Annotated in this window: 20 protein-coding genes; 5 read left to right on the top strand and 15 right to left on the bottom strand. The window is 67.7% G+C overall.

The genetic code is table 11. The annotated features are described in order from the left end of the window. Window positions 1-28: 28 nt before the first annotated feature. The 9 genes from J7520_RS05760 to murJ all read right to left on the bottom strand — a co-directional run bounded on the left by J7520_RS05760 (window position 29) and on the right by murJ (window position 10,584). Window positions 29-670 (bottom strand): PilX N-terminal domain-containing pilus assembly protein, encoded by a 642-nt coding sequence (locus J7520_RS05760; RefSeq protein WP_291185238.1) that lies wholly within the window; start codon window positions 668-670, stop codon window positions 29-31. Between the two features lie 9 nt (window positions 671-679). Then, window positions 680-2,017 carry a PilW family protein gene (locus tag J7520_RS05755; RefSeq protein WP_291185237.1) on the bottom strand — a complete coding sequence of 446 codons (1,338 nt, stop codon included), beginning with the start codon at window positions 2,015-2,017 and terminating at the stop codon, window positions 680-682. 5 nt (window positions 2,018-2,022) lie between these two features. Beyond that, window positions 2,023-2,544 carry a type IV pilus modification protein PilV gene (pilV, locus tag J7520_RS05750; protein WP_291185235.1) on the bottom strand — a complete coding sequence of 174 codons (522 nt, stop codon included), beginning with the start codon at window positions 2,542-2,544 and terminating at the stop codon, window positions 2,023-2,025. 11 nt (window positions 2,545-2,555) lie between these two features. Beyond that, window positions 2,556-3,176 carry a GspH/FimT family pseudopilin gene (locus tag J7520_RS05745; protein WP_291185233.1) on the bottom strand — a complete coding sequence of 207 codons (621 nt, stop codon included), beginning with the start codon at window positions 3,174-3,176 and terminating at the stop codon, window positions 2,556-2,558. A gap of 297 nt (window positions 3,177-3,473) precedes the next feature. Next, window positions 3,474-4,421 (bottom strand): 4-hydroxy-3-methylbut-2-enyl diphosphate reductase, encoded by a 948-nt coding sequence (gene ispH / locus J7520_RS05740; protein ID WP_291185231.1) that lies wholly within the window; start codon window positions 4,419-4,421, stop codon window positions 3,474-3,476. Between the two features lie 7 nt (window positions 4,422-4,428). Continuing rightward, window positions 4,429-4,923, bottom strand: coding sequence for a signal peptidase II (gene lspA / locus J7520_RS05735; protein ID WP_291185229.1), 495 nt, complete (start codon window positions 4,921-4,923; stop codon window positions 4,429-4,431). A 2-nt stretch (window positions 4,924-4,925) separates the two neighbouring features. Beyond that, the gene (ileS, locus tag J7520_RS05730; protein WP_291185227.1) at window positions 4,926-7,805 is read right to left on the bottom strand and encodes an isoleucine--tRNA ligase; all 2,880 of its coding nucleotides are present in this window, start codon (window positions 7,803-7,805) and stop codon (window positions 4,926-4,928) included. Window positions 7,806-7,901: 96 nt separating this feature from the next. Next, entirely contained in the window at window positions 7,902-8,882 is a 981-nt protein-coding gene (locus tag J7520_RS05725; RefSeq protein WP_291185226.1) for a bifunctional riboflavin kinase/FAD synthetase, read from the bottom strand. Between the two features lie 94 nt (window positions 8,883-8,976). Beyond that, a complete protein-coding gene (gene murJ / locus J7520_RS05720; protein ID WP_291185224.1) occupies window positions 8,977-10,584 on the bottom strand; it encodes a murein biosynthesis integral membrane protein MurJ in 1,608 nt (535 codons plus the stop codon). 176 nt (window positions 10,585-10,760) lie between these two features. On the opposite strand from murJ, the gene rpsT reads away from it, so the two are divergent. Next, complete coding sequence (gene rpsT / locus J7520_RS05715) at window positions 10,761-11,024, top strand: 30S ribosomal protein S20 (protein ID WP_291185221.1); 264 nt, start codon at window positions 10,761-10,763, stop codon at window positions 11,022-11,024. A 77-nt stretch (window positions 11,025-11,101) separates the two neighbouring features. On the opposite strand, the gene cgtA is transcribed toward rpsT, so the two are convergent. From cgtA to J7520_RS05690, 5 genes are all read right to left on the bottom strand, one after another. Then, window positions 11,102-12,148 carry an Obg family GTPase CgtA gene (gene cgtA, locus J7520_RS05710; RefSeq protein WP_291185218.1) on the bottom strand — a complete coding sequence of 349 codons (1,047 nt, stop codon included), beginning with the start codon at window positions 12,146-12,148 and terminating at the stop codon, window positions 11,102-11,104. Window positions 12,149-12,371: 223 nt separating this feature from the next. After that, window positions 12,372-12,629, bottom strand: a complete 258-nt coding sequence (gene rpmA, locus J7520_RS05705; RefSeq protein WP_291185216.1) for a 50S ribosomal protein L27 — start codon at window positions 12,627-12,629, stop codon at window positions 12,372-12,374. 11 nt (window positions 12,630-12,640) lie between these two features. Continuing rightward, window positions 12,641-12,961, bottom strand: a complete 321-nt coding sequence (gene rplU, locus J7520_RS05700; protein WP_291185214.1) for a 50S ribosomal protein L21 — start codon at window positions 12,959-12,961, stop codon at window positions 12,641-12,643. A gap of 108 nt (window positions 12,962-13,069) precedes the next feature. Then, window positions 13,070-14,836 (bottom strand): trypsin-like peptidase domain-containing protein, encoded by a 1,767-nt coding sequence (locus J7520_RS05695; RefSeq protein WP_291185212.1) that lies wholly within the window; start codon window positions 14,834-14,836, stop codon window positions 13,070-13,072. A gap of 284 nt (window positions 14,837-15,120) precedes the next feature. Continuing rightward, on the bottom strand, window positions 15,121-16,797 hold the full coding sequence (locus tag J7520_RS05690) for a hypothetical protein (protein WP_291185210.1): 1,677 nt from the start codon (window positions 16,795-16,797) through the stop codon (window positions 15,121-15,123). Between the two features lie 113 nt (window positions 16,798-16,910). Here J7520_RS05690 and uvrA point away from each other — a divergent pair, with 113 nt between their 5' ends. Then, window positions 16,911-19,781, top strand: a complete 2,871-nt coding sequence (gene uvrA, locus J7520_RS05685) for an excinuclease ABC subunit UvrA (protein ID WP_291185208.1) — start codon at window positions 16,911-16,913, stop codon at window positions 19,779-19,781. Further along, entirely contained in the window at window positions 19,778-20,293 is a 516-nt protein-coding gene (locus J7520_RS05680; RefSeq protein WP_291185206.1) for a thioesterase family protein, read from the top strand. The genes uvrA and J7520_RS05680 overlap by 4 nt, the downstream gene beginning before the upstream one ends. A gap of 180 nt (window positions 20,294-20,473) precedes the next feature. Here the strand turns inward: J7520_RS05680 and J7520_RS05675 are convergent, their stop codons facing one another. Next, the gene (locus J7520_RS05675) at window positions 20,474-20,905 is read right to left on the bottom strand and encodes a copper chaperone PCu(A)C (protein ID WP_291185203.1); all 432 of its coding nucleotides are present in this window, start codon (window positions 20,903-20,905) and stop codon (window positions 20,474-20,476) included. Between the two features lie 91 nt (window positions 20,906-20,996). Here J7520_RS05675 and J7520_RS05670 point away from each other — a divergent pair, with 91 nt between their 5' ends. Both J7520_RS05670 and J7520_RS05665 read left to right on the top strand, forming a co-directional pair. Then, on the top strand, window positions 20,997-22,439 hold the full coding sequence (locus J7520_RS05670; protein WP_291185200.1) for a DUF4139 domain-containing protein: 1,443 nt from the start codon (window positions 20,997-20,999) through the stop codon (window positions 22,437-22,439). Beyond that, a complete protein-coding gene (locus J7520_RS05665) occupies window positions 22,439-24,496 on the top strand; it encodes an enterotoxin (RefSeq protein WP_291185197.1) in 2,058 nt (685 codons plus the stop codon). Before J7520_RS05670 ends, J7520_RS05665 begins: the two co-directional genes overlap by 1 nt. Window positions 24,497-24,499: the final 3 nt, after the last annotated feature.

Raw genomic sequence — 24,499 nt, 5'->3', positions numbered from 1 at the left:
ATTCGCTCCTCGAAGGATTCGCACGTGATCAAGGCTCAATTCCGGTATTAGTCAGATTGACGGACGAGAACACGCTCTCGGTCGCATTCAGGACGGCCGCGCTGCCACCGTAGCTGCGCGAGGTGATTCGATAGAACCAGGCCGTGCCCGGCCCGCCCCTGCGCTCGTCGTCGATCGCACCAGACTGACTGCCGGCTCCCGGCGGTACGTTCGGCCCGAGATCCTCGACGAGAACCACTGGCTGCGTAGCCAGCGACGCGGTCTCGCGGTCACCGCCCAATCCGGTCAACGTACCGGCATAGCTCGGCGTCCCAGGCAGCGCGGAAGTCCACGACTTGGACGTGCGGAATTTCTGCACCGCAGTCGGCAACGTACCGTCGAGGTTCGGTCGGTACACGCAAGTGCCCGTGCCGCTCTCCACGCACGGCGGCAGTGGCTGGCTACCCATGAACGAGAGGTTCCACAGCCATGCCTCCGTTCCGCGCAACCCGCTCTCGGCTCCCATCATGCCCAACTGCTGATTTCGCATGCCGCCAGTCATCTTTTCCTGCAGGATCGAGGTGCCGATCGCCGTCAGCGCAAGCAACGTGATCAGCAGCAGGAAGATCAATGCGACGAAGAGGACGGCGCCGCGCTGACGCGCCGGCAAGCAGTTCGAGTCGAGTTTCATCGCTCTGGCCTAGAAGTTGCGGTTGCGAACGGTGACGTAGGCGATGAATTCGCGTCGCAACTGATTGCCCGCACTCAATCCCGAGGGGAGTGAGGTGGCATTCAGGAATTCATCGCCGTCGAAGCTATACCGGCGGTCGGCTTGATCGAGGCTGCCGATGTCGTCAACCGTGTTCACCAGCAGATGCGATTCGATGGAGCGCACGGTGCGCCACATGCATCCGGGCTCATCGTTCAGCCCCGGCGGCGGCGGCGAGCACTCCGTGCCGACATTGACGTCCGCGGCACTCATGAACTGCGTTTTGCCAGTTCTATCCTGCACGCCATACCGGAACACCAACTCATCGACGCCACGAACCAGCTCCTGCTCGACGCCCTTTTCCCGGCGGATCAACACCGGAATCAGGCGAGTGTCTCCCCCGCCGTTCGGTCGAGCATCGGGATTGTCGTCCTCGCGAAACGCGAGGTAGTAGCTGACCGTGACGAAATCGGCACTGAAATTGAAAAGCCGCACGTCGCGGGTTCGGTTGCCTTTACATGAAAATCCACTCGCTCCGGCGAGAATCCCGCTGCTCGTCTGAGGAACGGCACCGATCGTCAGCAGATTGCCGGAAACGGCGGAGATCGGCAGCACTACCGGACTGACGCAATCGGAAATCAGCGCCAATCCGGGAGTCATGCCACTGATCGGATCGTCCCCATCCTGAGGACTGACCTGGATCGTGTCACCATCTGCCAAATCCGCCCCCGCCGCTACGCTGCAGGCATTGAGCGGAACGGTCCAGCCAGTGCCGCGCTGATAGCGGATGGTCAACACGTCGGAGGCCGGCACGCGTCGGCCTGCGGCCAGCCCCATGTCGGGAATCGCCTCGCTGCCGGACGGCAATGAAGGGGTGCAGGTCGATGCCGTGCAGGAATAGCCCTGGATGAACCAGCGCGGGCTCAAAATATAAGCCGCCGTCGCGGAGGCGTCGGTGGGATTGCCGTTGGCATCGATGCTGTTGATGGCGCTGTCGGGCAGCTGAAGATCGCTTGCGTAGACCATCGGCGCACGCGCCGGCACCATCGGAACCGCTGTATCCGGCGCGCTTGCTCCGGTCGTATTGCTGCAGTACTGCCCTCCGAACATGCGCAGGTCCTGCTCCATGCGCGTCACGGCGAAGCGGCCGTTCTCCTGCAGGCGTGCCAATCCGTCCTGCAGCTTGTTGGTGCGGCTGGTGCCGCTGAACAAGGTCACGATACCGATGCTGAGCAGCAGCCCTAAAGTCAGCGCGATCATGATCTCGAGCAGCGAGAAGCCCTCGACGAAAACTGCCCGTCCACGTGGACGTCGAACGATGCGGCGCATAGGAATCATGGCTGGAACACCCAGGCGAAAACCTGCGTAGCGGGCTCGCCCTGCGAAGACACGCTGTCACCACGACTCAGGTCGGCCTCGGTCCAGCGAATGATCATCGTGCACAGGCCATTGAAGGGGGCGGCACCGACTTGCGTCCCGGACCCGAGCTGAGTGCCGTCGCAATTGATGGACGCCGTTGAATTGGGCAGGAAATCGGTCAATTGCTTACTCCAGACTTCCTGATCGCGGGTCACGAGCTCGTCGGGCGAACAGGGCGCAACCTTGCATCCTCCCGCTCCCGCGCCTGAGGTGGGGTAGTCACCGTTGTAGTCCTTGGTACGGCCGACGCTGCCGCGTATGCGGTCGGCCATCGACTCCGCCAGAAACGAAGCCTGCGTGCGCAGGTACGCACTGTGATTGGCGCGCACGGACAAGACCATCAGTCCGGCCACTCCGAGCAATCCCAGGCTGAATACCAATACGGCGATCAAGACTTCGAGCAAGGTAAAACCGCGTGACCGGTTCAGAAAGCGCATCGTCCTCGTCCTCAACTGCAACTGCCGGCGGGAGCACCGGTAGTGTCGCGGCGCGATTCGATCAAGCCGCTCGTTCTGACGTGGATACGCCGTGACTGTGTCGAATCGGCAGCGGAGGAAGGCCGACACACGCTGAAATCGAAGCCATTGGCGCCACGCAATGCCCCTGTAGGGGAAAACACCACTTCGTCGTCGGCACTACCACCGTCGCTCGATGCAAGAACTCGGTAACTCTCAGCCAGTGCGTCGTGATGCAGCACACACAGCGATACCGTATTGTCGGCGTTTACGACATTGTCCAGATATGCCTCGCACTCGGCAGCCGTCGTTCCGGGCGAGATCGGCGTGTCCTGAATGGACCCGCCGTCCTCTTCGGCGGCGACGACCACTTGCCAGCCGTTATTCCAGTTTCCGCCGTTTGCGATCACGGCCGCCGCACGACCGCGCTTCACTGCCTCCGAGCGAGCCGCGTTGAGCGCGCCGATCAGGCTATTGGTGTTGTCGGTGACCGTCATGCGGACGGAAAACTCGCGATAGCTTGGAAAGGCCAGCGCAGCCAGGATCGCGACAATCGAAATCGTTACCAACAGTTCGACGAGCGTGAAACCGCTCGCGGGGGGACGAATCCCCAAGCCGCCGTGGAGTCCGGCGAGTGCGTGTGTTCGCATCGAAACAGCCCCTGCTCTTCCGGTCCGACTAAACCTCGGGATTGCAGTCGCTCAAGACGCCCGCAACCTCTGGAGGTCAGCCGGTGGAAGCCTAGTGCCAGCCTCTGCGTGAAGTTAAGCGAGAGCCGACCGCCGACGATGCAAAACCGATGAGCGGCGCCTTCGCGGACGGCCATCGCTGACGAACGATGTCGGGCGCCGGGTAGTAAGGCGCTCAAGGAAAGGCGAAGAACCATTGGGAGACGCGCAAACGATCGACGCTTACGCCACCACCCGTAGCCGCAATTCCTTCGGCAGCGCGAAAGTCACATTCTCCGGCTCCCCGTCGAGCTCGCGCACGTTCGCGCCGCCGGACTCGCGCAGGCGCGCCACGACGTCGCGGACCAGGCTCTCCGGAGCCGAGGCGCCGGCGGTGACGCCGATGCGCTGGCGGCCCTGCAGCCATTCGGCGCGGATGTCCTCGGCGCCGTCGATCAGATAGGCCGGTACGCCCTGTTTCTCGGCCAGCTCGCGCAGGCGATTGGAATTAGAGCTGTTCGGCGAGCCGACCACCAGCACGAGGTCGCATTGCTGGCCGAGCCGGCGCACGGCGTCCTGGCGGTTCTGGGTGGCGTAGCAGATGTCGTCGTGACGCGGGCCGACGATGGCCGGGAAGCGCCGCTGCAGCGCTTCGATGACCGCGCGGGTGTCGTCGATCGACAACGTCGTCTGCGTCGCGAACGCGATTTGTTCGGGATTGCGCGGCTGCAGCTCGGCGACGCACTCCGGGGTCTCGACGAGATGGATCGCGCCGGCGTTGGACGGATCCCACTGCCCCATCGTGCCTTCCACTTCCGGATGGCCGGCGTGGCCGATCAGCACCACGTCGCGCCCGGCCTTGCCGTGGCGCGCGACTTCCATGTGCACCTTGGTGACCAGCGGGCAGGTCGCGTCGAACACGCGCAGGCCGCGCTCGGCCGCCTCGCCGCGCACCGCCTGCGACACGCCGTGCGCACTGAAGATCACGGTGGCGCCGTCCGGCACCTCGGTCAGTTCGTCGACGAAGATCGCGCCCTGTCCGCGCAGCTTGTCGACGACGAAACGGTTGTGCACCACTTCGTGCCGCACGTAGATCGGCGCGCCGAAGGTTTCGAGCGCGCGCTCGACGATCTCGATCGCGCGGTCGACGCCGGCGCAGAAGCCGCGGGGATTGGCCAGGATGATGTTCATGCTGCGATTATCCCCCGTCGCCGACGGCTTTCCCACCGACGAACCCGAACACGATCAACGCCACCGCCCCGACGCTGATCGCCGAATCGGCGATGTTGAACGCCGGGAAGTACCAGTCGCCGTGATAGACCTGGATGAAATCGGTGACGTGGCCGAGGCGCAGGCGGTCGATCAGGTTGCCGAGCGCACCGCCGACGATCAGCGCCAGCGGCAGCGCCGTGCGCCAGTCGCCGCGCGGCGTGCGGCCGAGCCAGACGACCAGCACGGCGCTGACGCCGATCGCCAGCGAGGTGAACAGCCAGCGCTGCCAGCCGCTTTCGTCGGCCAGGAAGCTGAACGCCGCACCGGTATTGAACGCAAGCGTCCAATTCAGGAAGCCCGGAATCACCTCGACGCGCTGCAGGTGATCCAGTGCGCCGAGCACGATGTACTTGGTCCACTGGTCGAGCACGATGACCAGCAGCGACAGCAGCAGCCACGGCAGCGCGTTGCGTCCGGCCATCGTCAGAACCACCGGCGCGTTTCGCCGGCGCCGTCGACGTTCTCGACGCAGCGGCCGCAGATCTCCGCGTGCTCGGCGTTGGAGCCGACGTCGGCTCGGTAGTGCCAGCAACGGATGCACTTCGGCGCGTCGCTCGGGCTGGCCGCGACCCAGACTTCGGCGCCTTCGAGCTCCACACCCTGCGCGTCGCTGCGCTCGGACGGATCCGGTGCGACGGCGAGATCGGCCAGCGAGAGCTCCGAGGTGATGAACAGGAAGCGCAGTTCATCGGCGACTTCCGCATAGCGCGCGCGGGTCGCGGCATCCGCGTGCACGACCAGCTTCGCCTGCAGCGAAGCGCCGATCGCGCCGGTCGCGCGCATGCCTTCGAGCAGGCGCGAAGCGGCACCGCGGATCGTCAGCAGATCCGACCACCACTTGCGCTGCTCCGGCGTACCCTGCATCGCCGCGAGCCCGTCGTACCAGGTTTCGAACAGCACCGACTCGCTGCGCGTGCCCGGCACGAACTTCCAGATCTCTTCGGCCGTGAACGAGAGGATCGGCGCGATCCAGCGCACCAGCGCCTCGAGCACGCGGTACATCGCGCTCTGCGCGCTGCGCCGACCGTGACTGTCGGTCTGCATCGTGTAGAGGCGGTCCTTGGTGATGTCCAGGTACAGCGCGCCCATCTCGTTGGTGCAGAAGTTCTGCACGCGCTGCACGACTTCGGGGAAATCGTGGCGCGCGTACGCCGCGACGACCGCCTGCTGCACGTCGTAGGCCTGCTGCACGATCCACTGGTCGAGCAACAGCGTGTCGGCGACCGGCAGCAGATGCTCGGCCGGGTCGAACCCGTCGAGGTTGCCGAGCAGGAAGCGCGCCGTGTTGCGGATGCGGCGATAGGAATCGGCGACGCGTTTCAGGATCTCGTCCGACAGCGCCATCTCGTTGCGGTAGTCGGCCGACGCGATCCACAGGCGCAGGATGTCCGCGCCGTAGTTCTTCATCACGTCCTGCGGCTCGATGCCGTTGCCGAGCGACTTGGACATCTTGCGCCCCTGCGCATCGACCGTGAAGCCGTGCGTCAGCACCTCGTCGTACGGCGCGCGGCCGTGCATCGCGGTTCCGGTCAGCAGCGATGAGTGGAACCAGCCGCGATGCTGGTCCGAGCCTTCCAGATACATGACGCGGTCGCCGACGCGGCGCGCCAGCTCCTCGCGCTGGTCGAGCACGCAGAAATGCGACACGCCCGACTCGAACCAGACGTCGAGGATGTCGGCGACCTTCTCGTAGCGCGCCGCTTCCTCGCCGAGCAGTTCGGCCGGATCGAGCCCGTACCAGGCGTCGACGCCGTCCTTCTCGACGCGCCGGGCGACCTCCTCCATCAGCTCGGCGCTGCGCGGATGCGGCTGATGGTCGTGCTTGTCGACGAACAGCGCGATCGGCGTGCCCCAGGTGCGCTGGCGCGAGATGCACCAGTCCGGGCGGCCGGCGATCATGCCGGCGATGCGCTCCTCGCCCCACGCCGGAAACCAGTCCACGTCGTCGCGGATCGATTTCAGCGCGGCGGCGCGCAGGCCGGCGCGCTCCATCGCGATGAACCACTGCGGCGTGGTGCGGAACGCGACCGGCGTCTTGTGCCGCCAGCAATGCGGGTAGCTGTGCGTGAGCTTCGCTTCCGCCAGCAACACGCCGCGCTCGCGCAACAGAGCGACGATCGTCTCGTTCGCCTTCCACACGAACTGGCCTTCGAAGATCGGCGTGCCCGGCAGATAGACGCCGTTGCCGCCGACCGGGTTGAGCACGTTCGCCGGATACTTTTCCACCAACCCGTACTGCTGGCCGACGGCGAAGTCCTCGACGCCGTGGCCGGGGGCCGTGTGCACTGCGCCGGTGCCGTCCTCGGCGGAAACGTGGTCGCCGAGGATCAGCGGGATTTCGCGGTCGTAGAACGGATGGCGCAGCACGATCCCCTCGAGCTCGGCGCCCTTGGCGCGACCGAGTGCGTTCACGCCGTCCACGCCGTAGCGAGCAAGCACGCGCGCGGCCAGAGATTCGGCCAATACGAGCAGCACGCGCTTGCCGTCGCGGGACGGCCCTTCGACCAGCGCATAGTCGAGCTGCGGGCCGAGCGTGACCGCCACGCTCGCCGGCAGCGTCCACGGCGTGGTCGTCCAGATCGGCACCGCGACGATGTCGTCGCCCGCGAGCGTGACGCCGAACTTCGCCGCCAGCGCGTTCGCATCGAGCGCGTCGTAGGCGACGTCGATCGCCGGCGACTGCTTGTCCTGATATTCGATCTCCGCTTCGGCCAGCGCCGAACCGCAATCGAAGCACCAGTGCACCGGCTTGAAACCGCGGACGACGTGGCCGTTCGCGTGGATCTTCGCCAACGCGCGGATCGTGTCCGCCTCGTACTTGAAGTCCATCGTGCGGTACGGGTTCGTCCAATCGCCGAGCACGCCGAGGCGCTTGAAGTCGGCGCGCTGCAGATCGATCTGCTGCTCGGCGTACTCGCGGCACTTGGCGCGGAACGTCGTCGCGTCGACCTTCTGCCCGACCTTGCCGATCTTCTTCTCGACGACGACCTCGATCGGCAGACCGTGGCAATCCCAGCCCGGCACGTACGGCGAGCGATAGCCGGCCAGCAGCGCCGACTTCACGACGACGTCCTTGAGGATCTTGTTGACCGCATGGCCGAGATGGATCGCGCCGTTCGCGTACGGCGGTCCGTCGTGCAGGATGAAGGCGTGCTCGCGCGCCGCCGTGCGGCGCTGGATCTCGCCGTAGCGGTCGGCCTTCTCCCACTCGGCCAGCATGCCGGGTTCGCGCTTGCCGAGATCGGCCTTCATCGCGAAGTCGGTCTTCGGCAGGTTGATCGTGTCTTTGTAGTCTCTGGACATGGTTAGGCCGGAATCGGGAATCGGGAATCGGGAATCGGGAATCGGGGAAGACTATCTGCTGTTCGTCATTCCCGCGAACGCGGGAAGCCGAAGACTTCAAATGGGAGCCGGATCGCGACTTTCACCGGGCCGGCGCAGCCCCTCGTCGCCGACGAGAATCCCGCGCGCCTGCTCGGCGTCGCGATCGATCTGCCGCACCATCGCGTCGAGGTCGTCGAATTTCAGCTCGTCGCGCAGCTTGCGCACGAACTCCACTTCGATGCGCCGGCCGTACAGATCGCCGTCGAAGTCGAACAGATGCGCCTCCAGCAACGGCTCGCCGCTGCCGTCGACGGTCGGCCGCACGCCGAGGCTGGCGACACCCGGCCACGACCGCGCGTCGACGCCGTGCACACGCACCGCGAAGATGCCGCCGACCGGCGAGGTGCGCCGGCCGAGGCGCAGATTGGCGGTCGGATAGCCGAGCTTGCGTCCGAGCTGCTGGCCGCGCACCACGTGACCGCCGATGGCGAAGCGCCGGCCGAGCAAATGGGCGGCCGGCTCGAACTCGCCGGCGGAAAGATGCGCGCGGATCGCGCTGCTGCTCACCCGCTCGCCGTCGACGCACAGATCGTCCATCACCCCGACCTCGAAGCCGTGGTGCGTGCCGAGTTCGCGCAGCAGAGCGACGTCGCCGCGCCGCGCATGGCCGAAACGGAAATCCGCGCCGACCCAGAGTTCGCGCACGCCGCAGCGGCGCAGCAGGATGTCCTCGACGAAGGATTCCGCCGACATCGCCGCGAGCGCGGCGTCGAAGCGCAGCGAGAGCAACGCCGACATTTCGGCGGATCGCAGATGCGCGATCTTCTCGCGCGCGCTGGCCAGCCGCGGCACCGGCGTCCCGCGCGCGAAGAATTCGCGGGGAATCGGCTCGAAGCTCACCGCCATCGGCGCCAATCCTCGCGCCGCTGCGCGCTCGCGCACGCGCGCGAGCAGCGCGCGATGACCGAGATGCACGCCGTCGAACGCGCCGACGCACGCCACGCTGCCGCCCGGAGCCAGGCTCGGCCCCGCGGCATCACGGAATAAAAAGCCCATCGCGCAAGTATATCCAGCCAGCCCGGCGATGCGGTCGGTCGGCAAGCGGGGATGGAGAAGGTCGTGTCCGATCCTCGCGCTCGTCGACGCGGCATCAGATCGCGCGCAGGTCGCGCAGACGGAAGCCGCAGGCGAACAGCGCGGCCAGGAACGCCGTGCCGGCACCGGCAATCACCACGCCCAGCCGCCATACGCGCGTCAGCGGCGACCACTCGCCCCACTCCGGCCAGTACCACAACGCGGCGACGATGGCGGCGACCATCGCGGCGCACGCGACGATCAGGCGCAGCAGATGCCTGCCCCAACCCGGCTGGCCGACGTAGATGCCGTCGCGCTTCAAGGCGAGCCAGAGCTGCGCGAGATTGAGATAGCCGGCGAGCGCGCTCGCCAGCGCCAGTCCCATGTGCAATCCGGGCACCTTGCCGAGCGCGGCGAACCAGCCGTCGCCGAGGTCTTCCGGGCGATGCCACAGATGCAGCAGCAGGCCGACGAACAGCACGTTCAACGCCATGTTCGCGATCATCGCGACGATGCCCGCGCGCACCGGCGTCTTGGTGTCCTGCCGCGCGTAGAACGCCGGCGCGACGACCTTGACCAGGGCGAACGCCGGCAAGCCGAACGACAACGCCGACAGCGACAGCGCCGCCATCTCGACGTCGTGCGCGGTGAAGCGGCCGTGCTGCAGCAGTGTCGCGAGAATCGGCTTGGCGAGTAGCACGAGCGCGAGCATGGCCGGCAGCGAGATCAGCAAGGCGGTGCGCAGTCCCCAGTCGAGTGCCTTGGCGAAGCCGTCGCGATCGGTCGCGACGTGGTGGCGCGACAGCGACGGCAGGATCACCGTGCCGAGTGCGACACCGAAGATGCCGAGCGGAAATTCGAGCAGACGATCGGTCTGCGCCAGCCAGGTCTGCGAACCGGTGATCAGGAACGAGGCGATCAGCGTGTCGAGCAGCAGGTTGATCTGCGCGACCGAAGAGCCGAACAGCGTCGGCACCATCAGCTTCAAGATCCGCCGCACGTCCGGATGGCGCCAGCCCCAGCGCGGCAGCGACAGGAGATCGAGCCGCCGCAGCGCCGGCAGTTGCACCAGCAGTTGCAGGATGCCGGCGGCGAAGATCGCCCAGCCCAGCGCCATGATCGGCACGTGGAAATACGGCGCGAACCACAGCGCGGCGGCGATCATGCACAGGTTCATGATGACCGGCGTCACCGCCGGCAGCGCGAACTGGTGGAAGCTGTTCAACACGCCGCCGGCGAGCGCGGTCAGCGAGACGAACAGCAGGAACGGAAAGGTCACGCGCAGCAGATCACTGGTCAGCGCGAACTTGGCCGGATCGTCGATCGAGCCCGGCGCGAAGCCGCCGGCGATCCACGGCGCGAACAGCACCCCCAGCGCGGTCAGCACCAGCAGGATGCCGCCGAGGGTGCCGGCCGTGCGCGCCACGAGTTCCTTCAGGTCAGCGTGCGGACGCGTTTCCTTGACTTCGGTCAGCACCGGCACGAAGGCCACCGAGAACGAGCCCTCGGCGAACAGGCGGCGCAGGAAATTCGGAATGCGGAACGCGACCCAGAACGCATCCGTCGCCGCATTGGCGCCGAACGAATACGCGATCGCCTGTTCGCGCACCAGACCGAGAATGCGCGACACGAAGGTGCCGCCGCTGAAGCTCAACATCGAGCGGAGCAGGCTGGGGCGGCTCATGCGCAAAGCCGGGATTGGGGAAGGCGGCAAAACCGGCGGATTCCCGCCGGCGCGCGGCTTGCGCGGTCCGGCCGTTCGGTCGACGGCCGGGCCGCGCCTAAGTGATTGACGGCATAAGCGGCTGCCGGCATAATTTGCAGTCTTTTTCCGAACAACCCATCTCCCGGAGTCATCCCTTGGCCAACATCAAGTCCGCGAAGAAGCGTGCGCGCCAGTCCGAGCAGCACCGCCAGCGCAACGCCAGCGCGCGTTCGATGGTTCGCACCGCGATCAAGAACGTCGTCAAGGCGATCGAAGCGAAGGACAAGGCCCGCGCCGAAGCCGCGTACAAGATCGCCGAGCCGGTCATGGACCGCTACGCTTCCCGCGGCCTGATCCACAAGAACAAGGCTTCGCGTCACAAGAGCCGCCTGACCGCGCATATCAAGGCCCTGGCCTAATCGAGCGGCGGACACGTTCACGAGAAAGCCGGCGCAAGCCGGCTTTTTTGTTGCCTTCCCGTCGCCTTCGCAGAGGATCAAGCGCCCTGCTCCGCCGCTTCCGCGGCGGCCAGCCTCTGCTCGTCGAAGAAGCGCTGGATGTCCAGGCACAGCGGCCAGGTGCCCTCGCGCGCGATCGCCGAGACCATGTGCCAGGGCTGCTTCCACTTCAGTTTCTTGACGATCGCCTTGGCGGTCTTCTCGCGCTCTTCCGGCGCCAGTAGATCGATCTTGTTGAAGACCAGCCAGCGCGGCTTCTTCAACAGGTCCTTGTCGAATTCCTTCAGTTCCTTCTCGATCGCGCGGATCTCCTCGACCGGATCGGTCACCCCGTCGAGCGGCGCGACGTCGACGACGTGCAGCAGCAGCCGCGTGCGCGCGAGATGCTTGAGGAACTGAATGCCGAGACCGGCACCGTCGGCGGCGCCCTCGATCAGGCCCGGGATGTCGGCGATCACGAAGCTGCGGTCGGTCTCGATGCGCACGACGCCCAGATGCGGCTGCAACGTCGTGAACGGATAGTCGGCGACCTTCGGCGTCGCCGCCGACACCGCGCGGATCAGGGTCGACTTGCCGGCATTCGGGAAACCGAGCAGACCGACGTCGGCGAGCACCTTCAATTCGAGCCGGAGCTCGCGCTCCTCGCCGGGACTGCCCGGCGTCGCCCTGCGCGGCGCGCGATTCACCGAACTCTTGAAATGGATGTTGCCGAGGCCGCCGTGCCCACCCTGCGCGACCAGCAGGCGCTGGCCGTGCGTGGCGAGATCGCCGATTTCCTCGTCGGTCGCGGTATTGACGACGACGGTACCGACCGGCACGCGGACGACCAGATCCTCGCCACCTTTGCCGGCCATCTGCCGGCCCATGCCGTTCTCGCCACGCTGCGCGCGGAAACGGCGCTCGTGGCGGAAGTCGACCAGGGTATTGATGCCCTCGTCCGCGACCAGCCAGACGCTGCCGCCGCTGCCGCCGTCGCCGCCGTCAGGACCGCCGAACGGAATGAATTTCTCGCGCCGGAAACCGACACAGCCGTTGCCGCCGTCACCGGCGCGGACTTCGATGGTGGCTTCGTCGACGAATTTCACTGGAGGGCCGTGATTGGGGGATTCGGGATTGGAGATTAGGAAAAGCTTCGGGGACTCGGAGCGCCGACGCAAGCCATTTGGATCCTCACGGCAACCGCGGGCCGTTCGGAGGCGGAAATCTGCTTTCGCGATTGCGAATCCTGATTCAGATTCCCAATCCCCGGCTCTGCAAACGAAAAGCCCCGCCAGAAGCGGGGCCTTCGCGACCGTCGATGAATCCGGATCAGCCCGGAATCACGTTGACCGTCTTGCGCGCGAGCGGACCCTTGGCGCGGAACTCGACCGTGCCGTCGACCAGAGCGAACAGCGTGTGGTCGCGGCCGAGGCCGACGCCCTTGCCCGGGTGGAAGCGCGTGCCGCGCTGGCGGACGATGATGTTGCCGGCTTCGACGGCCTGGCCGCCGAACACCTTGACGCCGAGGTACTTCGGGTTGGAATCGCGGCCGTTGCGGGTAGAGCCGCCTGCCTTCTTATGTGCCATTGCCGTGCTCCTTACTTGCCCGCGCCGGTGATGCCGACGATCTCGATTTCGGTGTAGTGCTGACGATGTCCCGTCTCCTTGCGATGGTGCTTGCGGCGACGGAACTTGACGATGCGGATCTTCTCCGCGCGGCCGTGCTTGACGACCTTGGCCGTGACCAGCGCTCCGGCGACGGTCGGCGCGCCGACGGTGACGCCGTCGCCTTCTCCGACCAGCAGAACCTGATCCAGCTTGACCTCGGCGCCGACGTCGGCGGCGAGCTTCTCGACGCGCAGGGTCTCACCCTGCGCCACGCGGTACTGACGACCGCCGGTGACGATGATTGCGTACATGGAACGTGCCTTCTGTAGTTATTCTGGAAACGCCCCGCGACCCGTAGGGGTCGCAGGGAACCGCGGATTCTAGGGGGTCGGACACACAAAATCAATGCCGCCCAGGACTTACGGCGTCTCGAAGCTGCCCCGGAAAATGCGATCGTAGACGAAGCGCCGGACGCTCGGATAGCTCGCCCGATAGGCTCCGTCCACCGTCGAGGTGGCGTTCGGGTCGCACCGGTTCACCGGGTCCTGCATGCCGGCGGCGCCCGTCAACTGGCCGACGAACAATGCCCCTCCGTCGCTGGTCGGCAGCAGAGCCGGCCCGCCGCTGCTGCCGCCGGCGGTGGTGCCGGCCCAGTCCGAGCTGGCCGAGGCGAGACCGGAGTACAGGAACGTCGGCTCGTCCCAGTCGGAAGCGTGCGGCAGGCTGGCGTTGTTGTACCGGTACAACCGGTAGCTGAAAGCCAGCGGCGAACCGGCCGGATGGCCCAGGTGGGCGAGCTGGGCGCCTTCCGGCACCTGCGCGGCGGTCCAGCCGAGCAGGCGCGCGCCGCCGGCGGGGAACCCGGACAGGCGCACGAGGGTGAAATCCGCACTGGTCGGGATCGCGCCCGTCGCGAGCAGGGTCGCACCGTTGACCCGCGGCACCCCGTCGCGAGTCACGCAGCCGCCGTCGCAGGCGGTGGTGCGGAACTTGAAGAATGCTTCCAGCGAATTGGCCGAGGCCGACGTCGAGAAGCAGTGGTTCGCCGTCATCAGGTAAGGCTGCTGCGGCGCGTTGCCGCTCTGCGCCAGATAGGCGCCCGAGCAGATGTAGGCGCTGCCGCCGTTGACGAACTGCAGATGCGCGACGGCATCGGCCGCCGCGGCGAGACCGGGATTCGCACCGAGCCAGCACATCGCGTTCTGCGTGCAGTCCGGAACCTGCGCGCCGCAGAAGCTGACGTCGTTCGGCACCGGACCGACCGCATACCGGTCACGGATGCGGTCCTGCAACGCACCGACGCGTGCGCCGAGGTGCATCACGCGCGAGAGCGTGAAGTGGCTCGCCGCCAGCGCCGCGGAATCGTCGGCGCGCAGATGCACGCGCGCCGTATCGCCGAACAGCGACGGACTCCAGAACCCGCCGTTGCCGTCCGGCCCGCTGCCGCCGTACGGTCCCCAGACCTGACCGTCCTCGTTGTAGACGTAGAGCTCGACGCCCGGCGCGAGCGCGAGATCGGCGAATTCCAGACGCAGGGCCTTCGCGTCGGGCGATGCCACCGCCATCTCCCACACCAGGCTGCCGCGATCCGTGCGCCCGGCGATGCCGCCGTGCACGGATTCCCCGCCCGGCCGCAGTCTCGCGCCGTCCAGGCCGGCGAAGTCGACCGCCTGACCGACGTCGATCGCCGTGCCGATCTTCGGAACCGCGGTCTCGGGCGCCGGCTCGGCGTCGAGCTCCGCGCGCTGGCGTGCCGACAGCGCCAGGATCGCCGGATTCGGAACCGTCACGGCGGAGCGTTCGCTCAGGATGCGCGCGAAGGATGCCTGCTCCTCCGTACGCGCCTGCGCCAAGGCATCCGCGGCCTGCTGCGGGCTGGCGGCGCCCTCGACCATCGCGCCGTCCTGCAAGTCCTCGGGCGCCCAAGCCGGCGCGAGCACGGCGAGATTGGACGGCGGTGCGGCGGGACAGGCGGTTGGCGCCTGCGAATCACCATTGAAGGCGGAAGCAAAGGCCGGCGACAGAACGAATGCCCCGGCGAGGAAGGCTCCGACGCGCAGCGGCGTCGGCGCGAACAACCGCCCGGCGAGCGAGTGCGGACGGTCGCGGCGGACGAATTTCGTGATCGAAGCGCCGGTACGAAGTGCCTCGAACGGCAGCCGGGCGATCGAATGGAATACGGACATGCTTGAGTTCTCCTGCAAGATCGGACGAACCGCCGTCGGCGGCTCTTTGAACGGTTCGCAATGGCGCGAGGAAATGGCTCATGCCGGCGCGACGACAGGCGTCATCCGTCGCATCGCTCCGCGAAGGAGCGCATCGGCGCAGCGCGCAGAGTGGCGATTTTTCCGGGCTCACCCACGACCGTGGGCGGGGGTCTTCGCTTCGTCCCCGTCTGTCGTCGAAACGTCCCGCGACACCGGTGGCTCGTGCGCGGCGCCGGCGTTCCGTTCGGTCCCACCGACTCCGTCTAGTCGAATCCGTTCGCGAAGATGCGATCCACGAGGAAGCGCTGCAGGTAGGGAAAGGCGACTCGGAACGAACCGTCGACGGTCGAATCCGTGTTCGCATCGCAGACGTCGCCGGCGCCGGGGCAATGGCCGAACAATTGGCCGACCACCTGCACGTCGGAGTAGTCGTCGAGGAACGCGAGCGCGGCCGAGCCGCTGCTGCCGGAAGCGACCGCACCGGCGGATTCGGGCGGATTGCTCGTCGGCACGGCGAGCCCGGAATACAGGAACGTCGGCTCCGGTGCCACCGTGCAGTGCGGCACGGCCACGTTGTTCAGGCGCGCGCGGCGATGGCTGTAGGCCAGCGGCGCGCCTTCCGGATGGCTGAGATGCATCAGATACCAGCCCTCGCCGACCGTTTCCGAGGTCCAGCCGAGCCGCATCAGCCCGGCGCCGACCGGCGGCACCGGCAGCCGCAGCAGGGTGAAGTCGGGAAGGGCCGGCGCCGCTCCGGTGGTCAGCAAGGTTCCCCCGTCCACTTCGACCAGATCGGCCGCGGTCGGGCACGTCCCGCCGCAGGAGGCGGTGTGATAGTTGAAGTAGGCTTCCAGACTCGCCGCGCTCGTCTGGTTGGAGATGCAATGGTTCGCCGTCAGCAGGTACAGCGGCCGGCCGGCCGCGGTGCCCGCTTCCGAACTCGGGCCTTCGAATATCGTGTTCAGCAAGGTGCCGGTGCAGATGAACCCGTCGGCGCCATCCATGTACTGCAGATGCGCGACGCCCTTGACCGCATTGGCGAGCCCGGCATTCGATGGGAGCGCGCACATGCCGTCCAGCGTGCAGGTCGGCACGGCCGTTCCGCAGAAGTCGCGGTCCGGAGAGGGGCCCACCTCGTAACGCTGTCGCGCGAGATCGGCGAGGCGATAGCGCGAGCCGAAATGCATCGCCTGCGTCAGCGTGAAGCGGCTCGTCTGCAGCGACGCAAGGTCCGGCGCGTGCACGTGCACATGCACGCGGTCGCCGAAGACCGAATTGCTCCAGAATCCGCCGCTGCCGTCCGGCCCGTTGCCGGTGTACGGACCGACGACGCGGCCATTCTCGTCGTAGACGTAGAGCTCGACGCCGGGCGCCAGTGAAACCTCGCCGAACTGCAGGCGCAGTGCGCTCGCCTGCGCCGACGCCACTTCGACCTCCCAGACCGCCGACGCGGCCGTCACCCGCAGCGTCCCGCGCGCGAACTCGAGTTCGCTCCGCGCGGACGCAGCGCGGTCCAGACGCGAAAAGTCGACGCCCTGGCCGATCGCCAGCGCGGTACCGACGCGCAGGCGGCCGCCGCCCGTTCCCTGCTCGATCGATTCGCGCTGCTGCGGCGTGATCGACAACGCGAACGCGGGCGAGGCCGGCAGGACGGGGCGCGAAGCCAGAATGCGCTCGAACGTCCGCCGCTCGGCCTCGCGGCGCGCCGCGGCGGCCTGCGGATCGTACGGACCGGTGCTCTCCGAACGCACGCTGATGCCGTCGCCGAGCCGCGGCGCGCGCGCGGCAGATGCCATAGCAAGCCCTGCCGCGGCGGACTGCGGCGAGGCGACCGGACAGCTCTCGCCGCCGCCCGCCTGGGCGGCCAGCACCGAGGACGAGCACAGCAACACGGCGGTGGCCCATGCGGCCATGCGATTCACACGCGACAGGTTCGGCATCGATCTTCCTCGGCACTCGTTCGTCCCGCGCGCGAGCACAGGATCGCAGTCTGGAATCTTCGCGAAGTTCGCCCGGTTGTTATAGTTAGGGTTTCCCCCAATGTTCCGGCGTCATGGACACGATACGCATCCGCGGCGCACGCACGCACAACCTCAAGAACATCGATCTCGATCTCCCGCGCGACAAGCTGATCGTGATCACCGGCCTGTCCGGCTCCGGCAAATCCTCGCTGGCGTTCGACACCATCTACGCCGAAGGCCAGCGCCGCTACGTCGAGTCGCTGTCGGCCTACGCGCGGCAGTTCCTGTCGATCATGGAGAAGCCCGACGTCGACCACATCGAAGGCTTGTCGCCGGCGATCTCGATCGAGCAGAAGTCGACCTCGCACAACCCGCGCTCCACCGTCGGCACGATCACCGAGATCTACGACTACCTGCGCCTCTTGTTCGCGCGCGTCGGCACGCCGCGCTGCCCCGACCACGGCATTCCGCTGGAGGCGCAGACCGTCAGCCAGATGGTCGACGCCGCGCTCGCGCTCGACGCGGAAAAGCGCTGGGCGCTGCTGGCGCCGGTGGTGCGCGAGCGCAAGGGCGAGCACGTGCAGGTGTTCGAGCAGCTGCGCGCGCAAGGCTTCGTGCGCGCACGCGTCGACGGCGTCGTCTACGAACTCGATGCGGTGCCGCCGCTGACCCTGCGCCAGAAGCACACCATCGAAGTGGTCATCGACCGCTTCCGCCCGCGCGAGGACATCAAGCAGCGCCTGGCCGAGTCGTTCGAGACCGCGCTGCGCCTCGGCGAAGGCATCGCGCTGCTGGTCGACCACGACGACGCGAAGTCGGCCGAGATCACGTTCTCCTCGCGCTTCTCCTGCCCGGTCTGCGACTACTCGCTGCCGGAGCTGGAGCCGCGCCTGTTCTCGTTCAACTCACCGATCGGCGCCTGCCCCGGCTGCGACGGCCTCGGCGTGACGCAGTTCTTCGATCCGGCGCGCGTGGTCGTGCATCCGCAGCTGAGCCTCGCCTCCGGCGCGATCCGCAGCTGGGACCGGCGCAATCCGTACTACTTCCAGCTGATCCAGTCGCTCGCCAAGCACTACAAGTTCGACGTCGACACGCCGTGGACCGAGCTGCCCGAGGCGACGCGCCATCACGTGCTGTTCGGCTCCGGCGACGAGCCGATCGCGTTCCGCTACACGCCCGGCAACGCCAGCGGCACGGTCACGCGCAAGCATCCGTTCGAAGGCATCGTGCACAACCTCGAGCGCCGCTACAAGGAAACCGAGTCCCCGGCGGTGCGCGAGGAACTGGCCAAGTTCATCTCCTCGCGCCCCTGCCCCGACTGCGGCGGCCAGCGCCTGAACCGCAGCGCGCGCAACGTCTTCGTCGGCGACCGCAATCTGCCGGTGCTGACCGCGCTGTCGATCGAGCAGTGCCTGGCCTTCTTCAAGACGCTGAAGCTGTCCGGCTGGCGCGGCGAGATCGCCGCGAAGATCGTCAAGGAGATCCGCGAGCGCCTGCACTTCCTCGTCGACGTCGGCCTCGACTACCTCACGCTGGACCGGCAGGCCGATTCGCTGTCCGGCGGCGAGGCGCAGCGCATCCGCCTCGCCTCGCAGATCGGCGCCGGCCTGGTCGGCGTGATGTACGTGCTCGACGAACCGTCGATCGGCCTGCACCAGCGCGACAACGAACGCCTGCTCGGCACACTGAACCGGCTGCGCGACCTCGGCAACACGGTGATCGTGGTCGAGCACGACGAGGACGCGATCCGCCTGGCCGACTACATCGTCGACATCGGCCCCGGCGCCGGCGTGCACGGCGGCGAGGTGGTCGCGCAGGGCAAGTTCGACGCGATCCTGAAATCCAAGCGCTCGCTCACCGGGCAGTACCTGTCCGGCGCGCGCCGCATCGAGATCCCCAAGCAGCGCCGCGAGCCGGACGCGGAAAAGATGCTGAAGATCCTCGGCGCGAGCGGCAACAACCTGAAGAACGTCGACCTGGAGATCCCGGCCGGCCTGTTCACCTGCGTGACCGGCGTATCGGGCTCGGGCAAGTCGACCCTGATCAACGACACGCTGTTCCGCCACACCGCCGCCGAACTCAACGGCGCGAACGAGAAACCGGCACCGTTCCGCGAGATCGAAGGGCTCGACCTGTTCGACAAGGTGGTCGACATCGACCAGTCGCCGATCGGCCGCACGCCACGCTCGAACCCGGCGACCTACACCGGTCTGTTCACGCCGCTGCGCGAGCTGTTTTCGCAGGTGCCGGAAGCGCGCTCGCGCGGCTACGGGCCGGGCCGCTTCAGCTTCAACGTCAAGGGCGGCCGCTGCGAGGCGTGCGAGGGCGACGGCCTGATCAAGGTCGAGATGCACTTCCTGCCGGACGTGTACGTGCCTTGCGACGTCTGCCACGGCAAGCGCTACAACCGCGAGACGCTGGAAGTCACCTACAAGGGCCACACCATCGCCGACGTGCTCGACATGACCGTCGAGGACGCGTTCAAGCTGTTCGAGCCGGTGCCGGTGCTGGCGCGCAAGCTCGAGACGCTGATGCACGTGGGCCTGACCTACATCAAGCTCGGCCAGAGCGCGACCACGCTGTCCGGCGGCGAGGCGCAGCGCGTCAAGCTGTCGCGCGAACTCAGCAAGCGCGACACCGGCCGCACGCTGTACATCCTCGACGAGCCGACCACCGGCCTGCACTTCCACGACATCGAGCAGCTGCTGAAGGTGCTGCACCGTCTCGCCGAGGACGGCAACACCGTGGTGGTGATCGAGCACAACCTCGACGTGATCAAGACCGCCGACTGGATCGTCGACCTCGGCCCCGACGGCGGCGAGCGCGGCGGCACCATCATTGCCACCGGCACGCCGGAACAGATCGCGAAGGCGCCGGGTTCGCACACCGGCCATTTCCTCGCGCGCACGCTCGGCGTCGAGGCGCCGAAGACGCGCACGCGCAACCGCAAGGAAGCCGCTTGAACAAGCCCGCCAGGAAACGCGCCAAGCCGCGCGACGCGAAACGCGACGAAGTCGCGCCCGCCGCCGCAGCGACGCCGACGGCTGCACCGACCGCCACGCCCGCCACCCAATGGAACCCGTTCGCGCGGATTCCCTCGTCGGTGCGCTGGGGCGATCTCGACGCCTTCAACCACGTCAACAACGCGGCCTATCTGGTCTACGTGCAGGAGGCGCGCCTGGCCTGGCTGGCGCAGATCGAGGGCCCGTGGTTCGACGAGACGATGATGCCGGTGGTGGCCTCGGCGCACATGAACTACCGCCGCCAGCTCGGCTGGCCGGCGGGGATCGTGGTCGAACTGGCGACCACGCGGCTCGGCAATTCGTCGGTGACGATCGCGCACCGCATCGTCGCCGACGGCGATCGCGACTGCGTCTACGCCGACGGCGAGGTGGTGATGGTCTGGATCGATCCGACCAGCGGACGCTCGGTGCCGCTGCCGGCGGCGATCCGCTCGGCTTGCGAGCCTGGGTAGATCGCCGGGCGCTGGCGGGAGAGCGCAAGCTGGACGTGGATCAGGGCGAAGAGGAAGCCGGACGCGGATCAACACAGATCGGCGCGAATAGAGCCGAAGCAATCTCTGGTCTTTGATCCGCCTTGATCGGCTTTGATCCGCGTCAAAAGCCCTTCGCCTCGACAACCGCCCCCGCGCGGTTCAATGCTGATGATGCGCGCCCGAACCTTCGTCGGATTCCGCCGCGGTCACCTCGAAGGACGTCTCCACGCGCGCGCCGTCGCTGAGAAGGAAGCGCACCTCGACCTTGTCGCCGGCATGCACCTCGTTGCGCGGATGCATCAGCATCAGATGCCTGCCGCCCGGCGCCAGCGCCACGCTTGCGCCCGGCGCGAGATCGAGCCGATGCAGTTCGCGCATGCGCGAAACCCCGTCCACGACCACGGTCTCGTGCAGCGAGGCCGAGCGGAACGCGTCGCTCTGCGCGGTCAGCACGCTGATCGGCGCGTCGCCGTCGTTGCTCAGCTTGGCGTAGCCGGCCAGCATCGTCGCGCCCGGCGGCGCTTCGCGGATCCAGGCTTCGCTGACGACCAGCCTGCCCTCGGCCCGCGCAGTGCCCGCGACAGCGAGCATCGCGGCAAGAAATGCTGACAATCGACGCATCGTATCCTCCGGAGTCGTGGCTATGATAGTCGCATCCCCCGCCCGCAACCGGAATGCGACCATGCGTCACTCCCCGCCCGCTCTCGCCTTGACCGTCCTCGCCATGACCGCCATCGCCAGCACTGCCGCCACCGCCGCCGATCCCGCCCTGACGATCTACCGCAGCGACGGCGACGCGCTGTTCGACGCCGGCAACGCGCCGGTCGCGGATGGTCACGCCGTCGTGCACGAGCAACGCAACGTTCAACTCACGGGCGGCCGCCAGACCGTCGTCGTCGGCGGCCTGCCGGCGATGCTCGACACCGAAGCGGTCGCCATCGACCTCGGCGGAGCCGGCCGCGTCCTCGCCCAGCGTGTGCTCTCCGCCGGCGACGGCGGCGCGCTGGCGGCGCATCGCGGCGAGCGCGTGCGCGTCTCCGGCGACACCGGCGCGACGATCGCCGAAGGCGTGCTGGTCGCGCTCGACGGCGGCAACCTCGGCGTGCGCGGCGACGACGGCCAGGTGCGCTACGTGCGCGAATACGCCTCGGTGCAGTTCCCGGACAGTTCGGGCCTGCCCGGCAGCACGCTGCAGGTCGCCGTCGACGGCAAGGCCGGCAGCGTGCCGGCGACGCTGACCTATCCGACCAGCGGCCTCGGCTGGCGCGCGGCCTACTCCGCGTTGCTGCTCGACGGCGACTGCAAGCTGCGGCTCGACGCGCTCGCCAGCATCGCCAACCGCAGCGGCCGCGACTTCCCTAACGCCAAGCTCAAGCTGGTCGCCGGTGCGCCGAACTTCGCCCGCTACGGCGGCGCGCCACGCAGCGCGATGATGATGAAATCGATGGCCGCGGACGCCGCGCCGGAAGCCATGCCGGAACAGTCCTCGCTCGGCGACTACCGCAGCTACGCGATCGACGGCAATCTCGACCTGCCCGACGCCAGCGTGACCCAGGTACCGTTGTACGGCAGCCGCGAACTCGCCTGCGAACGCCGCTGGCTGTTCGAAAACGGCGGCGCCTGGTTCCCACCCAAGCCCCTGCTGCAGCCGGAAGCCGGCGCCGAAGGCGGCGGACCGGTGCAGAGCCAGCTGCGCTTCACCGCCGCCGAGAACCTGCCGAGCGGCAATTTGCGCGTGCTGACGCGCGACAAGGACGGCCGCGCCGAACTGCTCGGCGAAAACCGCATCGGCGACGTCGCCAAGGGCCGCGACGTCAACCTCGGCCTCGGCGTCGCCTTCGACCTGTCGGCGGCGCGCGAACGCACGGCGTTCAGCGTCGACAAGGCGGCACGTGACATGAACGAGAGTTTCCGCGTGACGCTGACCAACTCCGGCGAGAACGCGCGCACGATCACCGTACGCGAGCATCCGAACCGCTGGCGCGCCTGGAGTCTCATCTCCTCCAGCCAGAAGCCGGACAAGCAGACGCCGGACACGCTGGAATTCCGCGTCGCCGTGCCCGCCAGTGGCAAGGCCACGCTCGACTACGCGGTGCGCTACACCTGGACGGCGACGGACGACTGATGCCTTCCGCGGCGATCTCGCGCGCGACGCGGATCGTGCTCGGCGCGGCCGCGAGCCTGCTCTGGCTCGCCGTCGCGCTGCCGGGCGCATCCGCCGCGGAAGCGTTCTCGCCGATCTGGCTTCCCGTCGATCCGGGCAAGGCGCACTGCCGCGCCGACGAGAACGGCGGCGCGCTCGACAACGCAGCGCTGCGCTATGCGGTCGCGCGCGACGACGGAGCCCTCGAGCCGCAGGCCTTCGACAATCGCCTCGACGCGACGAAGCATGCGCTCGACGGCGGACTGTTCGCGCTGGTTCTGCGCGACAAGTCCGCCGTCCCCTCCAGCCGCTTCAAGCTGCGCGGCAAGCTCGCCTGCGTCGCGCTCGCGGCCGAGCCGAAATCCTCGCGCGCCGCGGAACGCTTCGCCGGAGCGGCGCTGAAAGCCGACCTCCTCGACGACGCAACCGGCTTGAGCGTGCATTGGCGCGCCGTGCTGCGCGACGGCGGCAACTACGTGCGCCAGGAATTCGCGTTCGACGCGAGCCGCGACCTCGATCTCGCGCGAGTCGTGCTGATCGATCAACGACTCGGCGACGCGTGGACGGCCGGCACCGTGCAAGGCTCGCCGGTGATCGCCGACACGCGCTTCTTCGGCGTCGAGCATCCGATGTCGGAAGCGCGCATCGAAGCCGGTCGCGCGCAGGTCTTCGTCAAGCGCGTACTGCCGCTGCGCGCCAAGGTGAGCGCGACCTACTCGACCGTCTACGGCACCAGCGTGCCGGGCCAGCTCCGGCGCACCTTCCTCGCCTATCTCGAACGCGAGCGCGCGCACCCGTACCGGACCTTCCTGCACTACAACTCCTGGTACGACATCGGCTACTTCACGCCGTACACGCGGGAAGACGCCATCCGCCGGATCGGCGCCTATGCCGAGAAACTGACGCGGCAGCGCGGCGTCGAACTCGATTCCTTCCTGTTCGACGACGGCTGGGACGACCACAAGAAGCTGTGGCAATTCAACGCCGGCTTCCCGGACGGATTCGCCTCGGTCGCCAAGGCCGCCGAAGCCGCCGGCGCCGAACCCGGCGTCTGGCTGTCACCGTGGGGCGGCTACGGACCGCCGCGCGCGGAACGCCTCGCGACCGCGCGCGAGCAAGGCTACGAAGTCGACGACCAGGGCCTCGCGCTGTCGGGGCCGAAGTACTACGCGTTGTTCCACCAGGCCGCGCTCGATCTGCTGACCAGGTACCACATCAACCAGTTCAAGCTCGACGGCACCGGCAGTCCCGACAAGGTGACGAAGGGCAGCGCGTTCGACAGCGACTTCGCCGCGGCGATCGCGCTGATCGGCGACCTGCGCGCGGTGAAGCCCGATCTGTTCGTCAATCTCACCACGGGGACCTGGCCCTCGCCGTTCTGGCTGCGCACGGCCGATTCGATCTGGCGCGGCGGCGAGGATCACGAGTTCGCCGGCCGCGGCGACGATCGCCAACGCTGGATTACCTATCGCGACGCCGATACCTACGGCGGCATCGTGCGTCAGGGATCGCTGTTCCCGCTCAACGCGCTGATGCTGCACGGCATCGTCTATGCCCGGCACGCGCGCGGACTCGACGCGAATCCGAAGCCCGCGGACTTCGCCGACGAAGTGCGTTCGTATTTCGCCAGCGGCACCGGCTTGCAGGAACTGTACGTTTCGCCCGACCTGCTCGGCGAGGCCGACTGGGACGTGCTCGCCGACGCGGCGAAATGGGCGCGCGAACGCGCCGACGTATTGCGCGACAGCCATTGGATCGGCGGCGATCCAGCGCGCGGCGAGGTCTACGGCTGGGCTTCCTGGTCGCCCGCGCGCGCGGTCGTGAGTCTGCGCAATCCGCGCGAGACGACGCAGGAATTCAGCCTCGACCTGCGCGCGGCGCTGGAGCTGCCGGCGCACTCGGCTACGACATTCCGCGCGCAGTCGCCGTATGAAAAGGACCAGGCGCGCGACGTCGACGCGACAGCGCCGCTGCGTATTTCCCTCGAACCGTTCCAGGTCCTGGTCTGGGACCTGACGCCGAATCCACCCCCGAACTGAAAC

The organism is Dokdonella sp. (genome assembly GCF_017744955.1).
Classification (GTDB): domain Bacteria; phylum Pseudomonadota; class Gammaproteobacteria; order Xanthomonadales; family Rhodanobacteraceae; genus Dokdonella_A.
This window is presented reverse-complemented; position numbering and strand designations above follow the sequence as displayed.

What these genes read in the sequence shown, in the direction of transcription:
- J7520_RS05760 (WP_291185238.1), bottom strand. Translation starts at nt 670, where the DNA reads ATGAAACTCGACTCGAACTGCTTGCCGGCGCGTCAGCGCGGCGCCGTC.
- J7520_RS05755 (WP_291185237.1), bottom strand. Translation starts at nt 2,017, where the DNA reads ATGCGCCGCATCGTTCGACGTCCACGTGGACGGGCAGTTTTCGTCGAG.
- pilV (WP_291185235.1), bottom strand. Translation starts at nt 2,544, where the DNA reads ATGCGCTTTCTGAACCGGTCACGCGGTTTTACCTTGCTCGAAGTCTTG.
- ispH (WP_291185231.1), bottom strand. Translation starts at nt 4,421, where the DNA reads ATGAACATCATCCTGGCCAATCCCCGCGGCTTCTGCGCCGGCGTCGAC.
- lspA (WP_291185229.1), bottom strand. Translation starts at nt 4,923, where the DNA reads ATGGCCGGACGCAACGCGCTGCCGTGGCTGCTGCTGTCGCTGCTGGTC.
- ileS (WP_291185227.1), bottom strand. Translation starts at nt 7,805, where the DNA reads ATGTCCAGAGACTACAAAGACACGATCAACCTGCCGAAGACCGACTTC.
- J7520_RS05725 (WP_291185226.1), bottom strand. Translation starts at nt 8,882, where the DNA reads ATGGGCTTTTTATTCCGTGATGCCGCGGGGCCGAGCCTGGCTCCGGGC.
- murJ (WP_291185224.1), bottom strand. Translation starts at nt 10,584, where the DNA reads ATGAGCCGCCCCAGCCTGCTCCGCTCGATGTTGAGCTTCAGCGGCGGC.
- rpmA (WP_291185216.1), bottom strand. Translation starts at nt 12,629, where the DNA reads ATGGCACATAAGAAGGCAGGCGGCTCTACCCGCAACGGCCGCGATTCC.
- rplU (WP_291185214.1), bottom strand. Translation starts at nt 12,961, where the DNA reads ATGTACGCAATCATCGTCACCGGCGGTCGTCAGTACCGCGTGGCGCAG.
- J7520_RS05695 (WP_291185212.1), bottom strand. Translation starts at nt 14,836, where the DNA reads ATGTCCGTATTCCATTCGATCGCCCGGCTGCCGTTCGAGGCACTTCGT.
- J7520_RS05690 (WP_291185210.1), bottom strand. Translation starts at nt 16,797, where the DNA reads ATGCCGAACCTGTCGCGTGTGAATCGCATGGCCGCATGGGCCACCGCC.
- uvrA (WP_291185208.1), top strand. Translation starts at nt 16,911, where the DNA reads ATGGACACGATACGCATCCGCGGCGCACGCACGCACAACCTCAAGAAC.
- J7520_RS05675 (WP_291185203.1), bottom strand. Translation starts at nt 20,905, where the DNA reads ATGCTCGCTGTCGCGGGCACTGCGCGGGCCGAGGGCAGGCTGGTCGTC.
- J7520_RS05670 (WP_291185200.1), top strand. Translation starts at nt 20,997, where the DNA reads ATGCGTCACTCCCCGCCCGCTCTCGCCTTGACCGTCCTCGCCATGACC.
- J7520_RS05665 (WP_291185197.1), top strand. Translation starts at nt 22,439, where the DNA reads ATGCCTTCCGCGGCGATCTCGCGCGCGACGCGGATCGTGCTCGGCGCG.